This window comes from Amycolatopsis sp. NPDC004772, assembly GCF_053601215.1.
The window spans coordinates 1-23,586 of record NZ_JBSGBK010000117.1 but is presented as its reverse complement, the minus strand read 5'-3'; the positions used below and the strand labels follow the sequence as shown (position 1 = coordinate 23,586).

The 23,586-nt window shown below is 72.1% G+C and carries 23 protein-coding genes and 1 pseudogene; 11 read left to right on the top strand and 13 right to left on the bottom strand.

Annotated elements, in window-relative coordinates; genetic code table 11:
- Window positions 1-55: 55 nt before the first annotated feature.
- Window positions 56-574 (bottom strand): hypothetical protein, encoded by a 519-nt coding sequence (locus tag ACWEF6_RS39360; protein ID WP_449687611.1) that lies wholly within the window; start codon window positions 572-574, stop codon window positions 56-58.
- Here ACWEF6_RS39360 and ACWEF6_RS39355 point away from each other — a divergent pair.
- Window positions 553-1,122, top strand: a pseudogene (locus tag ACWEF6_RS39355) (GtrA family protein); the annotation flags it as partial. The gene ACWEF6_RS39360 and the pseudogene ACWEF6_RS39355 overlap by 22 nt on opposite strands.
- A 66-nt stretch (window positions 1,123-1,188) precedes the next feature.
- Here ACWEF6_RS39355 and ACWEF6_RS39350 read toward each other — a convergent pair.
- A complete protein-coding gene (locus tag ACWEF6_RS39350) occupies window positions 1,189-1,746 on the bottom strand; it encodes an N-acetyltransferase family protein (RefSeq protein ID WP_449687610.1) in 558 nt (185 codons plus the stop codon).
- Window positions 1,747-1,805: 59 nt separating this feature from the next.
- Here ACWEF6_RS39350 and ACWEF6_RS39345 point away from each other — a divergent pair, with 59 nt between their 5' ends.
- On the top strand, window positions 1,806-3,020 hold the full coding sequence (locus ACWEF6_RS39345; RefSeq protein WP_449687609.1) for a winged helix-turn-helix domain-containing protein: 1,215 nt from the start codon (window positions 1,806-1,808) through the stop codon (window positions 3,018-3,020).
- Window positions 3,021-3,075: 55 nt separating this feature from the next.
- Here ACWEF6_RS39345 and ACWEF6_RS39340 read toward each other — a convergent pair whose 3' ends face one another.
- The 7 genes from ACWEF6_RS39340 to ACWEF6_RS39310 form a co-directional block, all read right to left on the bottom strand.
- The gene (locus ACWEF6_RS39340; protein ID WP_449687608.1) at window positions 3,076-3,516 is read right to left on the bottom strand and encodes a hypothetical protein; all 441 of its coding nucleotides are present in this window, start codon (window positions 3,514-3,516) and stop codon (window positions 3,076-3,078) included.
- Window positions 3,513-4,022 (bottom strand): sigma-70 family RNA polymerase sigma factor, encoded by a 510-nt coding sequence (locus tag ACWEF6_RS39335; protein WP_449687613.1) that lies wholly within the window; start codon window positions 4,020-4,022, stop codon window positions 3,513-3,515. The genes ACWEF6_RS39340 and ACWEF6_RS39335 overlap by 4 nt, the downstream gene beginning before the upstream one ends.
- 16 nt (window positions 4,023-4,038) lie before the next feature.
- Window positions 4,039-4,818, bottom strand: a complete 780-nt coding sequence (locus ACWEF6_RS39330) for an enoyl-CoA hydratase/isomerase family protein (protein ID WP_449687607.1) — start codon at window positions 4,816-4,818, stop codon at window positions 4,039-4,041.
- A gap of 10 nt (window positions 4,819-4,828) precedes the next feature.
- The gene (locus ACWEF6_RS39325; RefSeq protein ID WP_449687606.1) at window positions 4,829-6,076 is read right to left on the bottom strand and encodes a hypothetical protein; all 1,248 of its coding nucleotides are present in this window, start codon (window positions 6,074-6,076) and stop codon (window positions 4,829-4,831) included.
- On the bottom strand, window positions 6,073-7,608 hold the full coding sequence (locus ACWEF6_RS39320; RefSeq protein WP_449687605.1) for an amino acid adenylation domain-containing protein: 1,536 nt from the start codon (window positions 7,606-7,608) through the stop codon (window positions 6,073-6,075). The genes ACWEF6_RS39325 and ACWEF6_RS39320 overlap by 4 nt, the downstream gene beginning before the upstream one ends.
- 226 nt (window positions 7,609-7,834) lie before the next feature.
- The gene (locus ACWEF6_RS39315; RefSeq protein ID WP_449687604.1) at window positions 7,835-8,758 is read right to left on the bottom strand and encodes a DUF4097 family beta strand repeat-containing protein; all 924 of its coding nucleotides are present in this window, start codon (window positions 8,756-8,758) and stop codon (window positions 7,835-7,837) included.
- 12 nt (window positions 8,759-8,770) lie between these two features.
- On the bottom strand, window positions 8,771-9,295 hold the full coding sequence (locus ACWEF6_RS39310) for a toxin-antitoxin system HicB family antitoxin (RefSeq protein ID WP_449687602.1): 525 nt from the start codon (window positions 9,293-9,295) through the stop codon (window positions 8,771-8,773).
- 120 nt (window positions 9,296-9,415) lie between these two features.
- Here ACWEF6_RS39310 and thyX point away from each other — a divergent pair, with 120 nt between their 5' ends.
- From thyX to ACWEF6_RS39270, 8 genes are all read left to right on the top strand, one after another.
- Window positions 9,416-10,168: an FAD-dependent thymidylate synthase gene (thyX, locus tag ACWEF6_RS39305; protein WP_449687601.1), complete on the top strand. Its 753-nt coding sequence runs from the start codon at window positions 9,416-9,418 to the stop codon at window positions 10,166-10,168.
- A complete protein-coding gene (locus ACWEF6_RS39300; protein WP_449687600.1) occupies window positions 10,168-10,563 on the top strand; it encodes an ACT domain-containing protein in 396 nt (131 codons plus the stop codon). The genes thyX and ACWEF6_RS39300 overlap by 1 nt, the downstream gene beginning before the upstream one ends.
- Window positions 10,564-10,690: 127 nt before the next feature.
- A complete protein-coding gene (locus ACWEF6_RS39295) occupies window positions 10,691-11,932 on the top strand; it encodes an Nramp family divalent metal transporter (protein WP_449687599.1) in 1,242 nt (413 codons plus the stop codon).
- Between the two features lie 22 nt (window positions 11,933-11,954).
- On the top strand, window positions 11,955-12,401 hold the full coding sequence (locus ACWEF6_RS39290) for a hypothetical protein (RefSeq protein WP_449687598.1): 447 nt from the start codon (window positions 11,955-11,957) through the stop codon (window positions 12,399-12,401).
- Between the two features lie 100 nt (window positions 12,402-12,501).
- Window positions 12,502-13,977, top strand: coding sequence for a serine/threonine-protein kinase (locus ACWEF6_RS39285; RefSeq protein ID WP_449687597.1), 1,476 nt, complete (start codon window positions 12,502-12,504; stop codon window positions 13,975-13,977).
- Window positions 13,978-14,067: 90 nt separating this feature from the next.
- Entirely contained in the window at window positions 14,068-15,081 is a 1,014-nt protein-coding gene (dapA, locus tag ACWEF6_RS39280) for a 4-hydroxy-tetrahydrodipicolinate synthase (protein WP_449687596.1), read from the top strand.
- Window positions 15,078-16,775, top strand: a complete 1,698-nt coding sequence (locus ACWEF6_RS39275) for a ribonuclease J (RefSeq protein ID WP_449687595.1) — start codon at window positions 15,078-15,080, stop codon at window positions 16,773-16,775. Before dapA ends, ACWEF6_RS39275 begins: the two co-directional genes overlap by 4 nt.
- Before the next feature lie 140 nt (window positions 16,776-16,915).
- Window positions 16,916-18,559, top strand: a complete 1,644-nt coding sequence (locus tag ACWEF6_RS39270) for a substrate-binding domain-containing protein (protein WP_449687594.1) — start codon at window positions 16,916-16,918, stop codon at window positions 18,557-18,559.
- A gap of 99 nt (window positions 18,560-18,658) precedes the next feature.
- On the opposite strand, the gene ACWEF6_RS39265 is transcribed toward ACWEF6_RS39270, so the two are convergent.
- Both ACWEF6_RS39265 and ACWEF6_RS39260 read right to left on the bottom strand, forming a co-directional pair.
- On the bottom strand, window positions 18,659-20,059 hold the full coding sequence (locus tag ACWEF6_RS39265; RefSeq protein ID WP_449687593.1) for an amino acid permease: 1,401 nt from the start codon (window positions 20,057-20,059) through the stop codon (window positions 18,659-18,661).
- A gap of 53 nt (window positions 20,060-20,112) precedes the next feature.
- Window positions 20,113-21,060: an EamA family transporter gene (locus ACWEF6_RS39260; RefSeq protein WP_449687592.1), complete on the bottom strand. Its 948-nt coding sequence runs from the start codon at window positions 21,058-21,060 to the stop codon at window positions 20,113-20,115.
- A gap of 342 nt (window positions 21,061-21,402) precedes the next feature.
- On the opposite strand from ACWEF6_RS39260, the gene ACWEF6_RS39255 reads away from it, so the two are divergent.
- Window positions 21,403-21,948, top strand: a complete 546-nt coding sequence (locus ACWEF6_RS39255) for a hypothetical protein (protein WP_449687591.1) — start codon at window positions 21,403-21,405, stop codon at window positions 21,946-21,948.
- Between the two features lie 30 nt (window positions 21,949-21,978).
- Here ACWEF6_RS39255 and wrbA read toward each other — a convergent pair whose 3' ends face one another.
- Window positions 21,979-22,593 carry an NAD(P)H:quinone oxidoreductase gene (gene wrbA, locus ACWEF6_RS39250; protein WP_449687590.1) on the bottom strand — a complete coding sequence of 205 codons (615 nt, stop codon included), beginning with the start codon at window positions 22,591-22,593 and terminating at the stop codon, window positions 21,979-21,981.
- Window positions 22,594-22,627: 34 nt separating this feature from the next.
- The gene (locus ACWEF6_RS39245; protein WP_449687589.1) at window positions 22,628-23,443 is read right to left on the bottom strand and encodes a lysophospholipid acyltransferase family protein; all 816 of its coding nucleotides are present in this window, start codon (window positions 23,441-23,443) and stop codon (window positions 22,628-22,630) included.
- Window positions 23,444-23,586: the final 143 nt, after the last annotated feature.

Sequence of the window (23,586 nt, the reverse complement as noted above, 5' to 3'; positions counted from 1 at the left end):
CGTTCGGTGCGTCAGACGCACCGAACGCCACATTGGGGCGCTTGGGGGCGCGAGGTCAGTGGTGCAGCCAGCCGGCGAACACCGCGGGCGAAGCCGCGATCAGGCTGAAGCGGATCCACCGGCCGGCCAGCCCCGTCGTCAGGAACATGACCAGCCGCATCCGGACCAGGCCGGCCAGCACGCTCGTCGCCATGAACGGGGGCAGGCCCACCAGGGAACTCACCCCGTACGTCCCGGCCATCCAGTGCGGGTGCCGGTGGCACCGCTCGCGCAGGCGGTCGACCCAGGCGCGCAGCCGCTTGGTCCGCAGCTGCCAGCGCACCCGCCGGGGTGTCATCGGGCGCTCGCGGTGCAGCCGGTCGTGCAGCGGCTTCGGCAGCTTGATCGTGCCGCGCGCGGCGAGGTAGTAGAGCGTCTTCCCGGCGATCTGCCCGACCGCCACCGCCGCCCCGAGCCACAGCCAGTGCAGCCCCGGCTGGCTCGCGCACAGCCCGATCAGGAAGATCTCGGCGTTGACCAGCGGCACGATGGCCGAACCGAACGCGACGCCCAGTGTCAGCAGGATCCAGCTCATCGTGTCACCTCCTGAAATTCGCTCGCGTTCTTTCAAGTTATCAGTTCGAAATCTCGGCGCACGGGGGTTGGCCCCCTGTTCGGCGGGTGGTCCGCACCAGAAGATCACCTGCCGGACGGCTGCCCGTCACCTCCCGTCGGAACACTGGCGGGGTGGCCGCCGAGCAATCCCGTACGCCCGCTGACCGATTCGGCGCCCTCTGCCGGGCCGTGGTGCGCGTGCTGCCACTGGGTCTGTCGCGGATCGTGGCGCCGACGTTTCTCGGCTTCTGCCTCATCAACGGGTTCACGTTCGGCGTCGACCTCGCGCTGCTGACCGTGTTCCACGGGCTGCTCGGCTGGCCGGTGTGGCTGGCGATCACGCTGGCGTACGTCTGCGCGTTCGGGCTGAGCTTCGCGCTGAACCGGACGTTCAACTTCCATTCCCACGCCGCCGTCGGAATCCAGCTCGGCCTTTACATCGTGGCGATTGCTGTCAATTACGCGGCGTTCCTGCTGGGTGTGGGCGCGGGCCTGACGGCGCTGGGCGTCGAATACCACGTCTCACGGCTGCTCGCGGGCGCGTGCGAAGGCGTGTTCATGTACGCCGTGATGCGGTGGGTGATCTTCCGGGACTCAGCTCAGGGTGAGGTCGAGGGTGCCGGTGAGCCGGACCTCGCGGAGGGTGCGCTCGCCGGTGTCGAGGGTGCGGACGGTGCCGTCGGGGTTCCAGCCGGCCCGGCGGTAGAAGCCGAGGGTGGCGTGGTCGCCCTGGGCGACCCAGGCGATGCCGCGGGTGGCGCCGTCGGCCCGCAGGCCCGCGGCGGCCGTCGCGAGTAGCCGTCCGGCGTGGCCCCGGCGGCCCCAGCGCGGTTCGACGAGCAGGGTGGCGATCAGCCCGGTCGTCTCCGCGTCTTCGGGCAGGCTCCCGTCGGCCTGGGCGACCTCGTCCTCGGGCGCGCGGCCGGCGACGCAGAAGCCGACGGTGAACTCGCCCTCGGTGGCGACGTGGACGAGGCTGCCGGGGTAGTCGATGGTCTCGGCCCAGGTGCCGGCGAGGTCGGTGGCGTCCAGCTGCGCGAGGGCCTGCTTGCCGAGCAGGTCCTCGTAGGCGGCGTGCCAGGTTTCGCGCTGGATGCGGGCGATCTCCGCGGCGTCGGACAGGTCGGCGGGACGGACGGCGGCGTCGCTCATCCGCTGAAGATATCGGGGCGCCGGTTTTTGTCGGTGGTGGGTGGCACCATGAGCGCACCATGCAGACGATCAGCGTTTCGACGGCCCGGAAGACGTTCCTGGCCGCACAGGGCTTCACCGACCCGCGTCCGTCCGGCGTGCCTTCGCGGCAGCACCTGAAACGGGTGCTGTCGAGAGTCCAGCTGTTGCAGCTGGACTCGGTGAACGTCGCGGTCCGGGCCCACTACATGCCGGTGTTCTCGCGGCTGGGCGGGTACGACCCGGCCATGCTCGACGAAGCGGCGTGGGCGAACTCGGCGCGCCGCCCGCGGCTGCTGGTGGAGACGTGGGCGCACGAGGCGAGCCTGCTCCCGGTCGAAGACTGGCCGCTGATCCGCTCGGGCGCCAAGCGCGACGGCTGGTGGCGGCACTACGGGCCGTTGATCGAGAAGTCGCCGGGCCTGGTCGACGAGATCCTGTCGGTGGTCAAGGAACTCGGCCCGATCGGCGCGGGCGGCATCGAGCGGGCGGTGGAGGCCGACGCCCAGCGGCGCGGGCCGGGCTCGTGGTGGGAGCGCTCGGAGGTCAAGCGCGTCTGCGAGTACCTGTTCGGCATCGGCCAGCTGACCACGGGCACGCGCCGGTCGTTCGAGCGGCTGTACGACCTGACCGAGCGGGTGGTCCCGCCGGAGGTCCTGGCCCGCTCGGTGTCCGCGGAGGAGGGCGCCCGGGGCTTGATCTCGCGTTCGGCGCGGGCCTTGGGCGTGGCGACGGAGACGGACCTGCGCGACTACTACCGCCTCGGCCCGGCCCCGGCCCGCCAGGCGGTGGCGGAACTGGTGGAGGCGGGCGAGCTGGAGCCGGTCGCGGTCCGCGGCTGGAAGCAGGTGGCGTACCGGCACGCCTCGGCCCGGACCCCGCGGAACGTGGCCGGCCGGGCGTTGCTGTGCCCGTTCGACCCGCTGATCTGGGAGCGCGCCCGCACCGAGCGGCTGTTCGGCTTCCACTACCGGATCGAGATCTACGTCCCGGAGCCGAAGCGGGTGTACGGGTACTACGTGTTCCCGTTCCTGCTGGACGGGGAGCTGGTCGCCCGCGTGGACCTGAAGTCCGACCGCGCGGCGGGCGTGTTGCGGGTGCAGGGGGCGTTCGCGGAGGAGGGCGCGGACGTGGCCCGGGTCCTGCCGGAGTTGGCGGCCGAGCTGCGGCACATGGCCGAGTGGCTGGGGCTGTCGGGCGTGACCGTCGGCGCCCGCGGAGACCTGGCGCGGCCGCTGGCGAAACTGGTCCGCTAGCCCCGATGGTGCAGAGCCGGTCCCCACGGCAGCCCGCCCCGAGGTCGCGAACGACTCATCCGCGACCTCGGCGCGGCGGCGCACCACCCGCTCCGAGGTGGGCCGGATCGAGGCCGGTGGTCGGGGCCAGGGTGGTGCGGTCGATCCGCGGATCCGGCGAACACCCCTGCGCGAACAACCGCGACCCGGCCACCGCCCCGGCCAGGGCCGCCCCCGCCACGGCCGCCGCCACGCGCGCCCGGCCGCGGCGCCGCGAAGCGCGGGCCGCGCGCACCAGGCCCGGCATCAGCGAGACCCGCGGCGACACCGGACCCAGCAGCTCCACCGACGTCTCGCGCGGCACCACCGAAAGGATCCCCGGCATCCCCGCGAACGAAGCCACCGCCGCCGCGCAGGACACGCAACACCCCAGGTGCCCCTCGTACTCGCGCCGCTCGGCGGGCGACAACGCACCGAGCACGTACGCCGCGTCCCAATCGCGGTACGGATCGTTCAACGCCTGGTCAACCCCCTCTCCTGCAACGCCAGCCGCAGCGCACGCAGGCCGTAGAACAGCCGGGAGCGTACCGTTCCCTCCGGAACCTCCAGCTCCACCGCCAGCTCCGCCACCGACTGCCCCATGTAGTACGCGCGGACGATCACCGTCCGGTGCTCCGGGGTCAGCTGCGTCAGCACGTCCGTGATCACCCAGGCGTCCAGCGCCGAGTCGATCGGGTCGGTGCGGGACTGCTCCGGCACGAACGGCGAACGCACCTCCCGGCGCGAGCGCGCGCTCCGGCGCTCGTCGATCACGACGTTGCGCGCCACCGTGAACAGCCACGCGCGCGACGCCGGCTCGCCCTGCTCCAGGATCTCCGGGCTGTTCCACAGCCGCAGCAAGGATTCCTGGACGACGTCCTGGGCGAGCTGGTCGTCGCCGGTCAGCCGCAGGGCGTACCGCCACAGCGCCGGCGCGTGCTCGTCGTGCAGCGCCTGGAGCAGCGCTGTGTGCGTCTCGTTGATGGCGCACCCGCCCCGCTCAGCGCCCGAACACCGGTTCGCGTTTGCCGAGGAAAGCCCCGGTGCCTTCGCGCATGTCGGGACTGGTGAACGCCGCCCGGAACGCCGCGAGCTCCAGCTCCAGGCCGTCTTCCACGGTGCGGCCCCGGCTCGCGTTCACCGCCTTCTTGGCCAGGGCCACCGCCTCGCGCGAATTCCGCGACACCGCCGTGAGCGTCGCGCGGGCCCCGGCGAGCATCGCTTCGCGGCTGTCGAACAGCTCGGTGACCAGCCCGATCCGCTGCGCCTCCGCCGCGTCGACGTGCCGGCCGGTGAAGATCAGCTCGCGCGCGCGTCCGGAACCCACCTGACGGCGCAGCCGGACGCAGCCGCCGAAGCCCGGGATCAGCCCGAGCAGGACCTCCGGCTGGCCGAACACCGCTTTCGGGGTCGCGTAGACGAAGTCGCACGCCAGCGCGAGTTCGCAGCCGCCGCCGAGCGCGTAGCCGTCCACGCAGGCGATCACCGGCACCGGCAACGCCTCCAGCGCCCGGGTGACCTCCTGGCCGAGCGCCCCGAACCGCGCGCCCTCCTCGGGATCCAGCGCCGCCATCTCGCGGATGTCGGCGCCGGCGACGAACGCCGGCCCCGGCGCGCCGGTGAGGACGACACCCGCGACCGCCCGGTCCCGGCCCAGCGACGAGCACACCTCGAGCAGTTCGGTGAGCACTCGGGACGACAGCGCGTTGCGCGCCCGCGGCCGGTCCACGGTCACGGTCGCGACGGGCGCCTTCAGGTCCACTACGACGGTCCGGTCCATGCTGTCTCCCTCACGAGTCCCAGATCGCGCCGAAGGCCGGAATCCCGCGGGCTTCCAGCGCCTCGACGACGTGCCACGTTGTCTTCTTGTTCGAAATGCAGATGACCGCTTCCGCGTCGAAGTCCCGGTGCGCGCCCAGGGCCAGTTCGACCAGATCGGGTTTGCCGGCGCCGTCGGTGTCCCACACGACGGCGTCCGGTTGGACGGCGAGGATCTCGTCGACGAGCTCGTCGCCGTAGGTGCGCCGGGGGTGGCGGGTCGACCAGACGAGCCGCGCCGGGGTCTCCCCGGACAGCAGGTGCGGCAGGCAGGGGCCGATCCCGCTGCCGGTCGCCACCCAGACCACCCGGCGGAACAGCTTGTCGATGTTGCCCACCCCGGCGGTCGGGATGCCCTTCACCCACAGGTGCGTCGGCAGGTCGTCGATCAGGGCGCCGGTCCAGTCGCCGGCGCGGGACACCGTCAGCCGGAACCCGGAGCGTCCGGGCGCGGGCACGTTGGCGAAGGAATGCCACTCCAGCAACGGGTTCCGGCTCAGCGCCGTCGACGAGCCGGCGAACGGCGTCACGCCGTAGTCGAACGACAGCAGCGCCACGTGCGGCGACGGCCGGGAGATCCGCACCGGCACCCGCCGCAGCCGCAGCCACGGCAGCGCCACGCTCGTCACGACGGCCAGCAGCACCCAGAACGGCCCCGACCCGACGAAATCCGGCCCGCCCAGCAGCACCGAGTGGACGGTGAACAGCACCAGCAGCGACCAGCCGCCGAACCGGTGCGAGCGCTCGAACAGGTCGTGCCGGCGCGCCCGCACCCCGGGCAGCGCGAGCACGACGACGACGGCGAGCACCACCGCGATGGCCCAGGTGGTCACCAGCAGGGCCGCCGGTCCGCCGCGGACGGTCAGCACGCCGGTGAGCACGAGGAACCAGCCGGTGGCGCAGAGCGTGCCGCCGACGTGCAGCCCGCCGAAGTGGTACACCTTGCCCAGCGTCCAGCGCAGCCGCAGCGAACGGCGCACCGGCACGGCCGTGGCCAGCCGGAACAGCAGGTTGATCACCAGCTGCTGGCGGATCAGCACGGCCGGCGTCAGGTTTCCCAGCACCAGCCAGGTGAGCACGCCTACGTCGAGGGGGCCGGCGGTGGCGGCGGCGATGTTGCCCGCGACCACCGCGGCGGCCAGCCGGTTGTGGTGGGTCCACGGCCGTCGCTTCAGCCGCGCCCGCACCGATTCCGGGGCCGCGGGGAGGGTGGCGGTCATGCCACCGTCTCCGCCGGCTCGCGACTGTCCAAACGCGACAGCAGCGCGCGCCGGTCGACCTTGCCCCGCTCGGTGAGCGGCAAGTGGTCCACCGGGACGATCATCGCAGGCACGCTGTAGTACGGCAGCGCGGCTTCGGCCGATCGGCGGATCAGCTCCGGCTCGGCCGTCGAGGGCGTCACGAAGCCGACGAGCCCGCCTTCGTAGAGCAGGGTGGTCGCGCGTTCGCACCCCGGCGCCCGCTCCAGCGTCGCGGTGACCGCGTCCAGCTCGACGCGGAAGCCGCGCACCTTGACCTGGTCGTCGGTGCGGCCGTGGTGCTCCAGCTGGCCGTCGGTGGTCCACCGGACGAGGTCGCGGGTGCGGAACATCCGGTGGGCCCCGCCGAGGAAGGGATCCGGCCGGTAGCGTTCGGCGGTGAGGACGTCGTTGCCGGCGTAGCCCGCCGTGACGCACGCGCCGCCGGCCCACATCTCCCCGACCTGGCCGATCGGGCAGGGTCTCCGTTGGTCGTCGAGCACGTACACCGTGGTGTTCGGCACCGGGCGGCCGATCGTCAGCTCGCCGAGCCGCGGATCGTAGCGCTGCACGGTGTTGACGATGGTGACTTCGGTGGGGCCGCAGGCGTTGTGGAAGCTCGCCCGCCGCGCCCAGGCGTCGGCCAGCGCGGCCGGGCACCGCTCACCGGCCACGGCGACGGTCCGCACCCGCCGGCAGGCCCGTGGATCCACTGTGGACAGAACGCCGGGGGTGGCGATGAGGACGTCGGCCTCGCGGGCGGTCTCCTCGATGTCCCTGCCGCGCACCAGCAGGCAGCCGCCGTGGGCGAGGGTGCCGAGGATTTCCCAGGCGGCCATGTCGAAGGCGATGTTCAGCAGCTGCGCCACCCGGTCGCCGGGCCGGACGCCGAGCGAGCCCGGGGCGGTCAGCAGGACGTTGCCGAGGTTGGCGTGGGTGACCTGGACGCCGTTGGGCCGTCCGGTCGTCCCGGACGTGAAGATCACCATCGCCGTGCCGCCGCCGGCCACGCGAGGCGCGTCCCGGTAGGGGTGTTCGCCGTCGATGGCGACCACCCGGCCGAGCCCCGCGGGCAGCGCGCCGGCGTGCTCGCGGGTGGTCAGGACGACGTCGATGCCCGCGGTGGCCACGATGTGCCGCAGTTGCGGGGGAGGGGTGATCCGGATGTCCTGCGGCACGTACGCTGCGCCCGCGCGAAGCACGGCGAGGATGCCGACCACCATCGGGATCGACCGCGTGAGGAACAGGCCCACGTGGTGCCCGGGCCGCACCCCGAGCCGGGCGAGCACGGCCGCGAGCGCCGCCGACCGCCGATCGAGTTCGGCGTAGGTGAGCGATGCACCCGAGTGCACCACGGCCACGGCGTCCGGACGGGCCCGCGCCTGCGCCAGAACGGCGTCGTGAATGCGGCGGAACGGGACCCCGGCGGTTTTTCCGGTGCCGAACCGCTGGAACAGCCCGCGGTCGGCGGCGGTCAGGGTCTGCAGCGAGGAGGGGTGGATCAGCGCGGTCACTCGGTCACCTTTCGCCAGGCCGGCGCGGTCAACCGAGGTAAACGAGACAGCCTCGCGATCTGTTCAAGGCGAAGTCGAGAAATCCTGGTGTAATCGGCTGAAACGATATTTCGACGGATTCACCCTTCGTTCGCCGTATTTCTGCGCACGCCCCGCTCTGGTATTTCGCGCGAACGGGCCGTTCCCGGCACCCCCGTGCTGGGAACGGCCCGTTCTTCCCCCTTACTCAGCCCGCCGCGCGCGTCACCACGGCGTTGCCGGTGCCCGTGCGGGCGCGGACCTTCAGCTTCACGCCGCCCTCGGGGGCGGTGTCGGCGACGTCCAGCTCGCTGGAGACGCGGCCGGCGCTGGAGGTCAGGTCCACCTCGGCGGACGTGCCGCCGCGGATGCCGATCCGGACCTCGCCGGAGCCGGTGATCAGGTCGAGCGAGCCCGACCCGGCGTCGGCCACGGACAGGTCGCCGCTGCCGGTGCGGGCCATCACCTCGCCCGAAACCGCGCCCAGCCAGACGTCGCCGGTGCCGGTGGCCAGCGTCGCGGAGCCGGCGATGGACGACGCCTCGACGTGGCCGCTGCCGCTGCGCAGCTGCAGCCCGCCCAGCGTCGGGCCGAGCTTGACGGCGCCGCTGCCGGTGCGGATGGTCGCCGCACCGTCGGCGCGGTCGAGCTTCACCTCGCCGGAGCCGGTCAGCAGGTCGACGCGGCCGGCCGAGCCGGTGACCGTGACGTCCGCCGCGCCCGCGCGCACCTCGACGTGCGAGCCCGCCGGCGCGTGCACCTTGACCGAGAGGGCGACGTTGCGCAGCTGCCACGCCTTCGGCGCGCTCACGACCAGGCGGTTGCCGAGCTTCTCGATCCGGCTCTGCCGCACCGCTTCGGCGGGGGAGCTCGCCGGGTCGACGCCCAGCTGGTCGCCGAAGCGCTCGCCGACCCAGGACAGCAGGCTGTTCACGCCCGCCACCCACGGCTGCTGCTCGCCCTGGTCGTGCCGCAGCTCGACGCGGGCGCCGGAGTCGCCGTCGAGGACGACCTCGACGCGGCCGATCGTGACGCTGACGTCGAGCTCCAGCGGGCCGTCGGTCTCGAACTCGTCGACCCGGACCAGGTCGTCGTTCGGCTCTTCGGCCGGTGTGGTCTGTTCTTCACTCATCGTTTCGTCCCCTCAGCCTTCGACCCAGCCGTGCAGGTGCGAACCGCTCCCGCCGCTCTTGCCGTGGTGCTTGCGGCTCGCGCCCCCGCCGCCGAGCGCGCCGTGGCCCAGTGCGCCCTGGACCGCCTGCGACACGAACGTGTTCAGCGAGACGCCCTGGGCGGCGGCGGCCCGTTCGGCCTGCCCCTTGATCTGCTCGACCAGCCGGAGGGTGATCCGGCTGATGTCCCCGCCGTCGATCGGAGGTGGCGGCGGGGTGGTGTCACGTGGTGTCTCCCGTGACGTCGTGCCCTCGGCGTCGCCGGTGACGACCACGCGGACGTCCCGGCCGTCGAGCCGGACGTCCACCACCTGGCCCGGCAGTGCGGCCGTGACCTCGGCGGCGAGGTCGGCGAGGGCGTTCATCAGGGTCAGGCGGACGGCGGGTTCGAGGGCGGAAGACAGGAGCGCGGCCGCTCGCCGGGTCTGCTCGTCCCCGGCGGCAGCCGTGTTCGCGAGGTCCTCGCGAAGGTTGGCGATGTACGGCGTCAAGTCCATGACACCACTATGACGTCATCAGTGATGTCAGTCAAGGCGGCGAGTGATGTCACGTGTCCCCCGGGAGTGACCGCCCCCACGCGGTTAGGCTGCGCGGGAACCGGGAGAAGGAGTGCTGACGTGACCGGAACCGTGTCACCCAGAGTGCAGCTGATCGCGAAGACGGAGTTCTTCCCGCCCGGGGACGTGCCGTGGTCGACCGACGCGGACGGCGGCGAAGCGCTCGCCGAGTTCGCCGGCCGCGCCTGCTACCAGTCGTGGAAGAAGCCGAACCCGGCCACCGCGACCAACGCCGGCTACCTCGAGCACATCATCGACGTCGGCCACCTTTCGGTGCTGGAGCACGGTTCGGTGACCTTCTACATCACCGGCATTTCGCGCTCCCTGACCCACGAGCTGATCCGGCACCGGCACTTCTCCTACTCCCAGCTGTCGCAGCGGTACGTCCCGGAGCGCGACGCCGAGTTCGTCGAGCCGGAGATCATCGCGAACGACCCGGTGCTGCACGAGAAGTTCCTCGCCGCGACCCGGGCGAGCGTCGACGCCTACACCGAGCTGCTGGCCGGGCTCGAGGAGAAGTTCGCCGACGTCCCGAACGCGACCCTGCGCCGCAAGCAGGCCCGCCAGGCCGCCCGCGCGGTGCTGCCCAACGCGACCGAGACCCGCATCGTCGTCACCGGGAACTACCGGGCCTGGCGGCACTTCGTCGCGATGCGCGCCACCGAGCACGCGGACGTCGAAATCCGCGAGCTGGCCGTGGAGTGCCTGCGGCAGCTGCAGAAGGCCGCGGCGAACGTGTTCGCGGACTTCACCATCTCGACGTTGCCGGACGGCACCGAGATCGCCACGAGCCCGAAGGTGCTGGAAGGCTGATGAAGCGACTTGCGATCGACGTCCGGCCCGGCGAGTACGCCGTCGTGCGGCTGCCCGCGGACGCCGCCGTGCCCGCCGAGCTCTTCGAACCCGGAGAGGCCCTGGTTTCGGTGACGCGGACGCCCGGGGAACTGTCGGTGATCTGCCCGGCCGGCCGCGAGCCCGCCGGGGCCACGGCCGCCGAGGACGGCTGGCGGCTGCTCTCGGTCCGCGGCCCGCTGGAGTTCACCCTCACCGGCATCATCGCCGCGCTGGCCTCGGAGCTGGCCGCCGCCGGGGTGGCGCTGTTCTCGATCTCGACGTTCGACACCGACCACATCCTGGTCCGCGGGGGCGATCTCGACGACGCGGTCGCGGCCTTGCGCGAGGCCGGCCACGAGGTCGCCCACCCCTGACTTTTCGGGAGCGGTTCGCTGGGTACCCGGCTCGCGGGGTGGGCCCAGTCACCCTTGAAAAACAAAGTTCGGCACGCCTAAACTTCGGTTTAGGGTCCCCGACATCCGGTTTTCGAGAGGTGGCGCCATGGCTGTGACCGAGGCTGTCCGGCCGAGACTGGCGACCCGGCTGCGCACCGGATCGGCCCTGCTCGGGCCGGCGTTCGTCGCCGCCATCGCCTACGTCGACCCGGGGAACGTCGCGTCCAACATCAGCGCCGGCGCCCGCTACGGCTACCTGCTGGTCTGGGTGATCGTCGCGGCGAACCTGATGGCCGTGCTGGTGCAGTACCTGTCGGCGAAGCTCGGGCTGGTCAGCGGGATGTCGCTGCCGGAGGCCCTGCGCGCGCGGCTGTCCCGGCCGGCCCGGCTGGCCTACTGGGCCCAGGCGGAGGTCGTCGCCATCGCCACCGACCTGGCCGAGGTGGTCGGCGGCGCGATCGCCCTCAACCTGCTGTTCGACCTCCCGCTCATCGTCGGCGGCCTGATCACCGGCGCGGTGTCGCTGACGCTGCTCGCGGTCCAGGACCGTGGCGGCCAGCGGACGTTCGAGCGGGTGGTGACCGGGCTGCTGCTGGTCATCGCGGTCGGCTTCCTGGCCAGCCTGTTCGTCGAGCCGCCGTCGGCCGCGTCGACGCTGGGCGGCCTGGTCCCGAAGTTCGACGGCGCGGGCAGTGTCCTCATCGCCGCGGCCATGCTCGGCGCGACGGTCATGCCCCACGCGGTCTACCTGCACTCGGGCCTGGTCCGCGACCGCCACGGCCGGCCCGACGGCGTCCGGCGCCGCCGCCTGCTGCGCGCGACCCGGGCCGACGTCGGCCTGGCGATGCTGCTGGCGGGCGCGGTGAACCTGGGCATGCTGCTGCTGGCCGCGACGAACCTGCAGGGCCAGGAGGGGGTGGACAGCATCGAGGGCGCGCACGGCGCGGTCGCGGCGGCCCTCGGCCCGGGCATCGCGCTGCTGTTCGCGATCGGCCTGCTGGCCTCCGGCCTGGCCTCGACGTCGGTGGGCGCGTACGCGGGCGCGATGATCATGCAGGGGTTGCTGCACAAGCGGATCCCGCTGGTCCTGCGCCGCCTGGTGACGCTGACGCCGGCGATCGTGGTGCTGGCGCTGGGCGCCGACCCGAGCGCGGCGCTGGTCGTGTCGCAGGTGGTGCTGTCGTTCGGGATCCCGTTCGCGCTGGTGCCGCTGATCCGGCTGACGGCCGACCGTGATCTGATGGGGGCGGACGCGAACCGCCGGCTGACGACGGTCGCGGCCTCGGTGATCGCGGCGATCATCATCGCTCTCAACCTGGTGCTCATCTACCTCACGGTCACCGGTTGACCCACGGAACGGGGTAGCGGCCATGGCCTGGATCTTCGCCCTCAACGCCGAATGCGGGGAGCGCGAGACCCACGCCCGCGACCTCGCCCGCCACTTCGACGGCTGGCCGGTGTGGGTCTTCTCCGACGGCGCCGGCTGGTGGTGCGGGGTGACCCCGGAAGGTCTCAGCCGGTCCGGAATCGGCTCGCCCGAAGACGCGACGGCCATGACGGCGGCCGGCCGGCAGCTCTACTGGCTGCTGCGGACCGCGCCGCCGGTGTACCGCTACGCCCTCGCCGGGGTCGAGACCGACGAGTTCCGCACCCACGCGGAGCTGCTGGCGGAGGAAGACCTGACGATCTTCCCGGGCCTCGTCGTCTCCGAGGACATCTGGACCCGGACGGGCAAACGGGCCGAGTTCAGCGACTTCGCCCCGGGTTACCGCTGGCTGCCCTACCGCGGCGAGACCCACCGCCGACCGACCCTCTGAGTACGCGTGTCGTCCGTTCCGCATCACGAATTCCGCGGAACCCGCGGCGCTCCGCGGAGGTCCGACTAGCATCTGCGCGACCGCCGCCAAAAGGAGCACCGTGACCGACGAACAGACCCGGCCCTATCCGCCGCAGGCACCCGTCACGCCTGGTCAGCGGGTCGTCGCGGGCCGCTACCTCCTGCTCGGCGAACTCGGCCGGGGCGGCATGGGTGTCGTGTGGCGGGCGCAGGACCAGGTCATCGGACGGCAGGTCGCGGTCAAGGAACTGCGGCTGCCCGACGCCGAGTCCGCCGCCGTCTTCTCCGAACGCGCCCTCCGCGAAGTGCGCACCGGCGGGCGGCTCAACGACCCGGCGATCGTCACCGTCTACGACGTCATCACCGACGGCGGGACGACCTTCATCGTCATGGAGCTCGTCGAAGCGCCCAGCCTCGCCGACCTGGTGCGCCGGCGTGGTCCGATGCCCGCCGCGCAGGCCGCGCAGCTGGGGGAGCGGGTGCTCGCCGCGCTGCAGGCGGCCCACGCCGCCGGGATCGTGCACCGGGACGTCAAGCCCGCGAACATCCTGGTCGCGCCGGACGGCCGCGTGAAGCTCACCGACTTCGGCATCGCCCACGCCGTCGACGACCCGCGCCTGACCACCAGCGGCATGATCGTCGGCTCGCCCGCGTTCATGGCGCCCGAGCGCGTCGAGGGCCGCGAAGCGATGCCGGCGTCCGACCTGTGGTCCCTCGGCGCGACGCTGTTCTTCGCCGTCGAAGGCTCGATCCCGTTCGAGCGCGCGACCACCGCCGCGACGCTGCACGCGATCATGACCGAGATCCCGTACCTCACCCGCGGCCAGGGCCCGATCGCCGCGGCCATCCTCGGCCTGCTCGTCACCAACCCGGACGCGCGGCTGACCGCGCCGCAGGCCCAGAACCTGCTGACCACGGCGCAGGGCATCCGGCCGACTCCGCCCCACGGCACCGCCATGCTCGGCGCCGCCGCGCCACAGCCGCCTGCGAAGTCCCACCGCGCGCTGTGGCTCGCCGCCGCCGCGGTGCTGGTCGTGGCGGCCTTGATCGGCGGCTTCTTCGCCGGCAAGGCCTACGAGACGCCCGCCGTGGACGCCCAGAAGCTGCCGACCATGACGTTCGGCCTCGGCGGTCAGATGGGCGTCGACGCCAGCTCCAGCTACGTCTGCTACAACGCCCAGGTCCAGGACCGCGGCGTCATCAGCGACGAGAACAGCGGCGACTGCAAGAGGAGCCACACCCTGGAGATCTACGACAGCGGGGACGCCATCGGCACCACGAGCTGGTCCGACAGCGACGCGGAGGTCGCCGCCTACCCGGGCCTCGATGCCGTCACGGCGGTCGCCGAGGCCCGCTGTGCGGCCGCCTTCCACTCCTCGATCGTCCCCGCCACCCAGCGCGACGGTCTCAAGTACCGCGCGCTCGTCCCGACCCAGGGCGAGTGGCAGAGCGTGCCCGACAAGACCGGCGAGTACCCGACGCGCGAGTTCTACTGCGTTCTCGCCAAGGCCGACGGCGGCCCGATCTCCGCCCCGATCGTGACCAAGGTCAAGTAGAAGTTCCGCGACGAGCGGCCCGGCCCGGGAAATCCTCCTGGTGACCAGGTCGACGCGGTTTTCGTCGGACCGGCGAGGTACCGTCTCCCCATGTCCAACCCACCTACCGCAGCGCCCGGACGGCCGTTCGGGCGCGTGCTCACCGCGATGGCCACCCCGTTCGACGCCGAGGGCGCGCTGGACCTGAAGCGGGCGCAGGAGCTGGCCGAGCACCTCGTGGAGCTGGGGAACGACGGCCTCGTGGTCAACGGCACCACCGGCGAGAGCCCGACCACGAGCGACACGGAGAAGCAGGACCTGATCCGCGCCGTGGTCGAGGCCGTCGGCGACCGCGCGACCGTCGTGGCCGGCGCGGGCACCAACAACACCGCGCACAGCATCGAGCAGGCCGAGCAGGCCGAAGCGGCCGGGGCGCACGGCCTGCTGGTCGTCACGCCGTACTACTCGCGGCCCAGCCAGGCCGGGCTGTTCGCGCACTTCACCACGGTCGCCGACAGCACCGGCCTGCCCGTGCTGCTCTACGACATCCCGCCGCGCTCGGTCGTCCCGATCGAGGTCGACACGCTGCTGCGGCTGGCCGAGCACCCCCGGATCGTCGCGGTCAAGGACGCCAAGGGCGACCTGATCGCCGGTTCCGAGGTCATCGCCAACACCCACCTCGCCTACTACTCCGGCGACGACGGCCTGAACCTGCCGTGGATCTCCGTCGGCGGGGTCGGCGTGGTGAGTGTGATCGGTCACGTCGTCGCGGGCCGGATCCGCGCGATGATCGACGCCTACGAGAACGGCGACACCTCCACCGCGCGCACCAACCACCGCGGCATGCTGCCGGTGCTGCGCGCGATGTCGCGGGTCGGCGGGGTCGCCTTCAGCAAGGCGGCGCTGCGGCTGCGTGGTTTCGACATCGGCGACCCGCGGCTGCCGATCGTCGCGCCGACCCCCGAGCAGACGGCCCTGATCGCCGCTGATCTTGCCCAGGGCGGCGTGCCGCTGGGCGACACGGCGGCCCAGGACTGGCATGGTGAGCGGGTGGCACAAGCAGATTCGCGAGCGGCCTACGTCGCGCCGACCTCGCACACCAGCGTTGGGACCCTGCCTCGGTGAGCTCACTTCCCCCTGGTCCAGGCCCCACCAACGCCCCGCCCGCACTGCCCGAGGGGGCCCTGCGCGTCGTCGCGCTCGGCGGCATCGGCGAGGTCGGGCGCAACATGACCGTCTTCGAGTTCGGCGGCCGCCTGCTCATCGTCGACTGCGGGGTGCTCTTCCCCGAGGACGACCAGCCCGGCGTCGACCTGATCCTGCCCGACTTCCGCGCGATCGAGGACCGCCTCGACGACATCGACGGCCTGGTGCTCACCCACGGGCACGAAGACCACATCGGTGCCGTCCCGTTCCTCCTGCGCCTGCGGCCGGACCTGCCGATCTACGGCTCGAAGTTCACCAACGCCCTGCTCGCGGCCAAGGCCAAGGAGCACCGGCAGCGGCCGAACCTCATCCAGGTCCGCGAGGGCGAGCGCCGCGACGTCGGCGTGTTCAACCTCGAGTTCTTCGCGGTCAACCACTCCATCCCGGACGCGCTCGCGGTGGCGATCCGCACCCCGGCGGGCGTGGTCCTGCACACCGGCGACATCAAGCTCGACCAGCTCCCGCTGGACGGGCGCCTCACCGACCTGGCCGGCTTCTCCCGGCTCGGCGACGAGGGGGTCGACCTGTTCTGCGTCGACTCGACCAACGCCGAGGTGCCCGGGTTCGTCATGCCCGAGCGCGACATCGGCCCGGTGCTCGACGACGTCGTCCGGCGCGTGGACCAGCGGGTGATCGTGGCGTGCTTCGCCAGCCACGTGCACCGCGTCCAGCAGGTCCTCGACGCCGCCGAGCGGCACGGCCGCCGGATCGCGTTCGTCGGCCGGTCGATGGTCCGCAACATGGGGATCGCGGCCGAGCTGGGCCTGCTGAACGTGCCGGACGGCCTGCTCGTCGACCTCGACCAGGCGAGCACGCTGCCGGAGAGCAAGGTCCTGTTCGTCTCGACGGGGTCGCAGGGCGAGCCGCTCTCGGCGCTGTCGCGGATGGCGCGCGGTGAGCACCGGCAGATCTCGATCCGCGCGGGCGACACCGTCGTGCTGGCCAGCTCGATGATCCCGGGCAACGAGACAGCGGTGTTCGGCGTGGTCAACGGCCTGACCCGGCTCGGCGCGAACGTCGTCCACCAGGGCAACGCGAAGGTCCACGTGTCCGGCCACGCGTCGGCGGGCGAGCTGCTGTACCTGTACAACGCGGTGCGCCCGAGCAACGTGATGCCGGTCCACGGCGAGTGGAAGCACCTGCGCGCGAACGGCGAGCTGGCCGTCCGCACGGGGGTCGCGCCGGAGAACGTGGTCATCGCCGAGGACGGCGTGGTCGTGGACCTCGTGGACGGCAAGGCCTCCCGCACCGGCCGCGTCGAGGTCGGGCACGTGTACGTCGACGGCCTGTCGGTCGGGGACGTCGGGGAGTCGACGCTGTCGGATCGGCTGGTCCTCGGCGAGGGCGGGTTCATCGCGATCACGGTCGCGGTGGACTCCAGCACCGGCCGCGCGGTCAGCAGCCCCACGGTGTCCGGCCGCGGCTTCTCCGACGACCCGAAGGCGCTCGCCGCCGTGGTGCCGCTGGTGGAGATGGAGCTGGCGCGCACGGAGGCCGAGGGCATCACCGACACGCACCGGATCGCGCAGGCCGTGCGCCGGGTGGTGGGCCGCTGGGTGGCCGACACCTACCGCCGCCGCCCGATGATCGTCCCGACGGTCATCCCGGTCTAGACCTGACACACCGTGCAGGCCGCGTCGAGGAACTCCCTCGGTGCGGCCTGCACGCTTGTTAGGCCGTCCGGCCCATGAGCCGCCGCTTTGCCGCGGGATAACCTTGATCCCACCCCGCCTCGCGCAGAGAGGCCGCGCCGATGGGACGTCATTCGGACGGTAGACGACGCCGGCTGCTCGTGCCCGCCCTCGCGACCGGCATCGTGCTCGTCCTCGGAGCCGGCGCGTGGGTGACGGTGACGACCGTGCGTGCCCGGCCGTCGTGCGAGCAGCCCGCGAAAGTCCTCGTCACCGCTTCGCCGGACATCGCGCCCGCGCTTTCGCTCGTCGTGCAGGGTCTCGACCTGAAGTGCGGCAGCATCGAGATCCAGACGCGGGAGGCGACGCAGGCGGCCGAGCGGCTCGCCATGTCGGACGGCAGCCCGCGGCCGCAGGTCTGGGTGCCGGATTCCACGCTCGCGCTGCGCCGCGCCCACCAGCTCGGCGCGGCCGACGTCCCCGAAACCGGGGCGTCGGTGGCGAGCTCGCCGGTGGTGCTGGCGGTCGCCGCGGACGTCGTCAAGGGGCTCGGCTGGCCCGACCACGTGCCGACCTGGGCGGAAGCGCTGGCCGCGCCGGGCGTGGTGCCGGGCATGTCCGACCCGGCGCGCGATCCGGTCGGCGCGCTGGCGCTGCTCGGTCTGCGCGACAGCGTCAAGGCGGCGCCCGAGCCGTCGGGCGCGTACGTGGCGACGCTGCGGCGCTTCTCGGCCAACACCCTCGGCGCGGAGACGGAACTGATCGCCCGGCTGCCGGGCTCGAGCGACGGCGGCAGCGCGGCCGCGGTGACGGCGTTCCCGGCGTCGGAGAATGCGTTGCTGCGCCACAACGTCGAGGACTCGAAGTCCCCGCTCGTCGCCGTTTACTCGACGGCGGTGCCGACGTTGGACTACCCGTTCGCGGAGCTGGGCCGGATCACGCCGCAGCAGCGCCCGCTCGTCGACGCGCTGCGCGACGCGGTCCTCGGCGACACGGGGTCGGACGCGATCGCCCGCACCGGCCTGCGCGCGGCGGGCGGCCAGGCCCTGCGCGACCACACCGACGACCCGAGGGTGCAGCCGGAGGGCATCCGGACGGCGAACCTCCCGTCCGGCCCGGAGGTCGACGAGCTGCTCAACCAGTGGGCGGGCATCAACCTGAGCGCGCGCGTGCAGGTGCTGATCGACGTGTCGGGTTCGATGAACGCGCAGGTCCCGGGAACCGGCCTGAACCGCATGCAGGTGACGATGCAGGCGGCGGCCAAGGCGATGCACCTGTTCAAACCGGCGACGCAGCTGCGCATGCTGGCGTTCTCGACCCGCCTCGACGGCGACAAGGACTACCGCGAGCTGCTCCCGATGGCGTCGGTCGCCCAGCACCTGGCCGGCGGAGCACTGGAGAGACTGGGCCAGGTGACGGCCACCCCGAACGGCGGAACGGGCCTGTACGACAGCGTGCTGGACACCTACCGGACCGCCCGCCGCGAGTGGGAGCCGGGCCGGTTGAACCTGGTGATCGTGATGACGGACGGCCGCAACGAGGACCCGCACGGCATCTCCCGCGCGGAGTTGCTGACGGAGCTGGCAAAACTGCAGGACGCCCGCCGCCCGATCCCCCTGATCGGAGTGGGCATCGGCCCGGACGCGGACAAATCGGAACTCGACCAGCTGACGGCAGCAACCGGCGGACAAGCCTTCGTAGCCCCGGACCCGGCCAAGATCACGGACGTGTTTTTCGGGGCACTGTCCCGCATCGCCGGCGGCTGAGCACGTGATCGGACCCGGATCTCGCGTGACCAGGGCCGGAACTCGTGTGATCAAAGCCGTAATTCGCGAGTTACGGCTCCAATCACGCGAGTTCCGGGTTCACTCACGCGAGATACGTGCGGAATCACGGGACGTGCGTCGGCGGATGAGGGCGTAGACGCCGAGGATCACCGCCAGGCTGATCAGGCTGAGGTAGACCTGGGCCCGCGCCTCCTCGTCGACGAACAGCATCGAGGCCACCACCACGAGCGTCAGCACCAGGGTCACCCAGCTCAGCCACGGGTAGCCCCACATCCGCAGCTTCAGCTTCTCCGGCGCCGTCGCTTCGAGCGTGCGGCGCATCCTGATCTGGGAGCCGCAGATGATCGCGTACACGAACAGGGCCACCGCGCCCGCCGAATTGATGATGAAGTAGAAGATCTTGTCCGGGGACACGTAACTCATCACCACCGCCACGTACCCGACCGATGTCGACGCCAGGATGGCCTTCCACGGCACGCCTCGCGCGTTCGTGTCCGCGATCCAGCCCGGCGCCCAGCCGTGGCGGCGCAGCGCGAACAGCATCCGGGATGCCGTGTACAGCCCCGAATTCAGGACCGACAGCGCCGCCGTCAGGACCACCGCCGACACGATCGTCGACGCCGCCGGGACGCCGAAGCGGCCGAACGCCGCCGCGAACGGGCTCGTCTCGCTCGGGATTTCGCGCCACGGTGTGATCATCACCAGCAGCGCCACCGAACCCACGTAGAACACGATCACGCGCCAGACGATCGTCGAGGTCGCCTTGCGGACCGCCGTCTCCGGCTGGTCGGACTCCGCCGCCGCGATCGTGACGATCTCCGCGCCGAAGTACGAGAAGATCACGATGACCACGCCGTGGACGACCGAAAACGGCCCGTTCGCGACGAAGCCGTCGAGGCCGATGTTGCCGGCCGAGAAGTGCGCGTCCGGCCACAGCCCCAGCACGAACAGCGTGCCGAGCAGCAGGAACACGACGATGGTGGCGACCTTGATCGAGGCCAGCCAGAACTCCGTCTCGCCGAAGGAACGCGCCGACGCCAGGTTCGTCGCCGTCAGCAGGAGCATCAGCGCCAGCGAGAATACCCATTGCGGGACGCCCGGGATCCAGCCCTGCAGGATCTTCGCGCCCGCGACGGCCTCGAACGCGACCACGCCGACCCAGAAGTACCAGTACAGCCAGCCGATGGTGAAGCCCGCCCAGCCGCCGAGCGCGTCGCGCGCGTACTCCATGAACGAACCCAGTGCCGGCGCCGCCGTCGCCATCTCGCCGAGCATCCGCATCACCAGCACGACGAGCAACCCGCCGACGGCGTAGGACAGCACCGCGGCCGGCCCGACGGTGTGGATCACCGCGCCGCTGCCGATGAACAGGCTCGCGCCGATGATCCCGCCGAGGGCGATCATCCGGACGTGCCGCTGCCGCAGGTCGGGCCGCAGCCCGGACTTCGTCGCCAAGGTGCTTCCTCCCCGGGTGGGCATCGATCGCGGGAATTGTCCACCCGGGCGACGTCAGACGCAGAATTTGCGCAAGCTCACCCGCTGAGGATCGCCGAGTAGCGCTGCACGATGTACGCGCCGGCCAGCAGGATCGCCGACCCGAGCAACTGGGGCCACGCGAGCTCCTCGCCGATGAGCACCCACGCCGCGAAGATCGTGATCACCGGTTCGACCAGCCCGAGCACGCTCGCCACCGACGCCGGCAGGTGGCGCAGCGCCGAAATGCCGCAGACGTACGCGAGGACCGTCGCGACCAGCACCAGCAGGGTCAGCAGCAGCCACACCGGCGGGTGCCAGGCGCCGAACCCGACCGGGACGTCGAGCAGCGCGGCGGGCCACGTCCACGGCGGCGCGACGAAGCTGATGGCGACCGCGCCGATCACCATGCCCCAGGTGACCAGGCCCAGCGGGTCGATCCCGGCCACCCCGCGTTCGCCCAGCAGGAAGTACCCGGCCGAGCAGAGCGCCGCGCCGAAGCCGGCCAGCAGGCCGAGCCCGTCCAGCGTGACGCCTTCCCAGACCTGGGCGACCAGCGCGAGCCCGGCCATGGCCAGCGCGATGCCGCCCCAGACCGCCCGCGGCAGCCGGTGCCGCCGCACGAACCGCACCCACAGCGCGATGAGCACCGGCGAGACGAACTCCAGCAGGATGGCGATCCCGACCGGGATCCGCCCCGCGGCGACGAAGTAGAGCAGCTGCACGCCGGCCACGCCGAGCAGGCCGTACCCGGCCAGGACGGGCAGCTCCGCCCGGCGCACCCGCAGCTTCCGCGGCGCCACCAGCGCCACCCCGGCGAGCAGCACCACGCCGGCCAGCGCGATCCGCGCCGCGGCCACCTGCTGCGGGGTGACCCCGGCGGACATCACGGACTTGCCCAGGGTGCCCGACGTGCTGAAGAACAGGGCGGCGAGCAGGACATAGGCGGTCCCCCGGCCCCGGTGGGCGACCCGGGGCGGCGCGAGGACGGGGAGTTCGGTGGTCACCACCGCGACTGTAGGTGGCCCGACGTGACCGCCGAAGCGATTTTCCCGGTTACGCTGGTCACGCGAAGAAGCAGTCCAGCACGTTCACCGGGGTGCGGCGGGGAACCTACGAAGCCGCGATGTTCTGCCACGGAGTTGGCTACGGCGCGCCCGGACTGTCCGAAGAGGACTGATTTCGGCGAGTCCGTTTCGTTACGTCCGGGTGGCAACCACCGATCCGGCGGCGGGCGTCTCCAAGAGGCTCGCGCGCAGTTGCCGTGCGAGGAACCTGGAGGTGCAGCAATGCGAAGATCTTTTGCCGCCGCGGGTGTGGCGGCCGGCTGTGTGCTGGTATCGCCGGTGGTGGCGTCCGCCACCGAAGGGGTGCCGGGCAATCCGACGTCGATGAGTGTCAAGGTGTCGGGAACCACGGTGACCGTCACGGGTACCTGTCCCACCGAGGGTGTCGAGGCCCAGGCGTACTACGACATCTACCGGGGTCAGTTCCCGAAGCAGCTGGGTTTGATGACCAAGAAGGGAAAGGTGTATTCGCGCACCTTCACCAATGTGGCGCCGGATTACTGGGAAGCCACGATGATCTGCCTCGACGGCAGCAACGGTCACGCCATCCGTCGCTTCAGGGTCGGGGTGCCCCCGATACCGGGGTGGGGCGACGACCCGCCGACGTCCACCAAGCCGACGCACACCAAGCCGGCGCCGAAACCCACCAAGCCGAAGCCGAAGCCCGCGCCGCAGGTTGCGGTGAAGCCGCACGGTGCGCCGCAGACCGGCGGTGGTCCGGCCGATGACGGCTCCGCCGCTCCGGCGCTCGTCGCCGGCGGGGCGCTCGTCCTCGTCGGGGCCGGCAGTGCCTGGGCCGTGCGCCGCCGGAACGCCGCCCGGCGCTGAAACCGTGGCCGGGCTGAGGCGCCCGGGCCGTCATCCGGTGTGCTTCAGCCCGGTGGCGACGTGCGTAGTGATGGTCGCCAGCCGCCGGCCCTGCAGCCGCAGCGCGTCGAGGGCGGTGTCGTCCGGCGCCGCCGACTTCCGGGACACGAACGAGCCGCCGTACGGGTTGCCCGACTCCTTCAGGTGCGGGTCGGTGTAGCCGAGCGGTACCACGATCGCGCCCCAGTGGTAGAAGACGTTGTTGATCGCCAGCAGCGTCGACTCCAGGCCGCCGTGCGCGGTGGACGCCGTGGTGAACGACGTCGCCACCTTGTCCGCCAGCTTTCCCTGCGCCCACAAGCCACCCGTGCTGTCCAAAAAGGACTTCAGCTGGGCGGCCGGGCCGCCGAAGCGGGTCGGGCTGCCGACAGCGAGCCCGTCGGCCCACTCGAGGTCGCCGAGGGTGCCGAGCTCGTGGTGCGGGCCGGCGTCGACCCAGGCCTGCCAGCGCGGGTTCCGCGCGATCGCGTCGGCGGGCACGGTCTCCGGCACGGTGCGCACCCGCACGTCGGCCCCGGTCTCTCGCGCGCCCGCGGCGAGCGACTCGGCGAGGGCGGCGGTGTTCCCGGTCGAGCTGTAGTAGACGACGAGTATCCGTGTGCTCACGTCCGCCGACTCTAGGCGGCCGCGCCCGCCCGTCTCACAGTACGGACGGCGGCTTCCAGGGGCTGACCGTGTCGGTGGGGCGCGTCGGGTCGTGGAACTTGGGCCGGTCGAGCTCGTCGCGGCGCAGCGGGACGAGACCGTCGGTGATCGCCTGCATGATCTTCGCGTGCGCGCGCACGCCGGCGCCCGGCCGCTGCGGGTCGACGTCGGAGAGGTCGACGGGGTCGCCGAAGTGCACCCGGAACCGCGGCCGGCGCAGCGGAGCGCTCAGCCCCGAGCGGGCCAGCGGGATCAGGTCGGCCGGGCCGTTGACGGTCTCGGTGCCCCAGTAGACGGCCTCGTGCGCGCCCCACTGGCTGATCGGGATCACCGGCACGCCCGAGGCCAGCGCGAGCCGCGCCGCGCCGGTCTTGCCGCGCTCCGGCCACAGGCCGGGGTCGTGGCTGATCCGGCCCTCCGGGTAGACGATGATCGGCTCGCGGGTGGTCTTCATCGCCTCGACGGCCTCGGCGAACTGCCCGACGGCGGTGCCGGCGTTCTTGCGGTCGACCCGCAGGTGCCCGCTGACCCGCAGCGCCGGCCCGATCACGGGCGCGTCGAGGATGCCGCCGGCCAGCATGAACCGCGGGTTGATGCCGATCCGCTTGCACGCCGCCATCAGCACGAAGGCGTCGAACACGCCGATGTGGTTCGCGGCCATCAGCAGCGGCTTACCCCGGAGCTGCGCGGGCACCCGGCCGCTGACGGTCAGCCGGCCGACCAGGTTCACCAGCCCGCGGTCGATGTTCAGCATGGTCCGCCAGATGGCGGGCGCCCGGCGAGCGGTGTTGTCGGAGTTCAGCGCGACCATGGGGCAGAGCATGGCAGACGCCGATTTCACCCGTTTGCGCACTGGCCGGATCGGTTCACCTCGCCCCGCGTAAAGCGCCCCAATGTGGCATTGGTTGCGTCCAGCGCACCCAATGTGGCGTTCGGTGCGTCAGACGCACCGAA

What these genes read in the sequence shown, in the direction of transcription:
- ACWEF6_RS39360 (WP_449687611.1), bottom strand. Translation starts at nt 574, where the DNA reads ATGAGCTGGATCCTGCTGACACTGGGCGTCGCGTTCGGTTCGGCCATC.
- ACWEF6_RS39350 (WP_449687610.1), bottom strand. Translation starts at nt 1,746, where the DNA reads ATGAGCGACGCCGCCGTCCGTCCCGCCGACCTGTCCGACGCCGCGGAG.
- ACWEF6_RS39345 (WP_449687609.1), top strand. Translation starts at nt 1,806, where the DNA reads ATGCAGACGATCAGCGTTTCGACGGCCCGGAAGACGTTCCTGGCCGCA.
- ACWEF6_RS39330 (WP_449687607.1), bottom strand. Translation starts at nt 4,818, where the DNA reads ATGGACCGGACCGTCGTAGTGGACCTGAAGGCGCCCGTCGCGACCGTG.
- ACWEF6_RS39325 (WP_449687606.1), bottom strand. Translation starts at nt 6,076, where the DNA reads ATGACCGCCACCCTCCCCGCGGCCCCGGAATCGGTGCGGGCGCGGCTG.
- ACWEF6_RS39315 (WP_449687604.1), bottom strand. Translation starts at nt 8,758, where the DNA reads ATGAGTGAAGAACAGACCACACCGGCCGAAGAGCCGAACGACGACCTG.
- ACWEF6_RS39310 (WP_449687602.1), bottom strand. Translation starts at nt 9,295, where the DNA reads ATGGACTTGACGCCGTACATCGCCAACCTTCGCGAGGACCTCGCGAAC.
- ACWEF6_RS39300 (WP_449687600.1), top strand. Translation starts at nt 10,168, where the DNA reads ATGAAGCGACTTGCGATCGACGTCCGGCCCGGCGAGTACGCCGTCGTG.
- ACWEF6_RS39295 (WP_449687599.1), top strand. Translation starts at nt 10,691, where the DNA reads ATGGCTGTGACCGAGGCTGTCCGGCCGAGACTGGCGACCCGGCTGCGC.
- ACWEF6_RS39290 (WP_449687598.1), top strand. Translation starts at nt 11,955, where the DNA reads ATGGCCTGGATCTTCGCCCTCAACGCCGAATGCGGGGAGCGCGAGACC.
- dapA (WP_449687596.1), top strand. Translation starts at nt 14,068, where the DNA reads ATGTCCAACCCACCTACCGCAGCGCCCGGACGGCCGTTCGGGCGCGTG.
- ACWEF6_RS39270 (WP_449687594.1), top strand. Translation starts at nt 16,916, where the DNA reads ATGGGACGTCATTCGGACGGTAGACGACGCCGGCTGCTCGTGCCCGCC.
- ACWEF6_RS39265 (WP_449687593.1), bottom strand. Translation starts at nt 20,059, where the DNA reads ATGCCCACCCGGGGAGGAAGCACCTTGGCGACGAAGTCCGGGCTGCGG.
- ACWEF6_RS39245 (WP_449687589.1), bottom strand. Translation starts at nt 23,443, where the DNA reads ATGGTCGCGCTGAACTCCGACAACACCGCTCGCCGGGCGCCCGCCATC.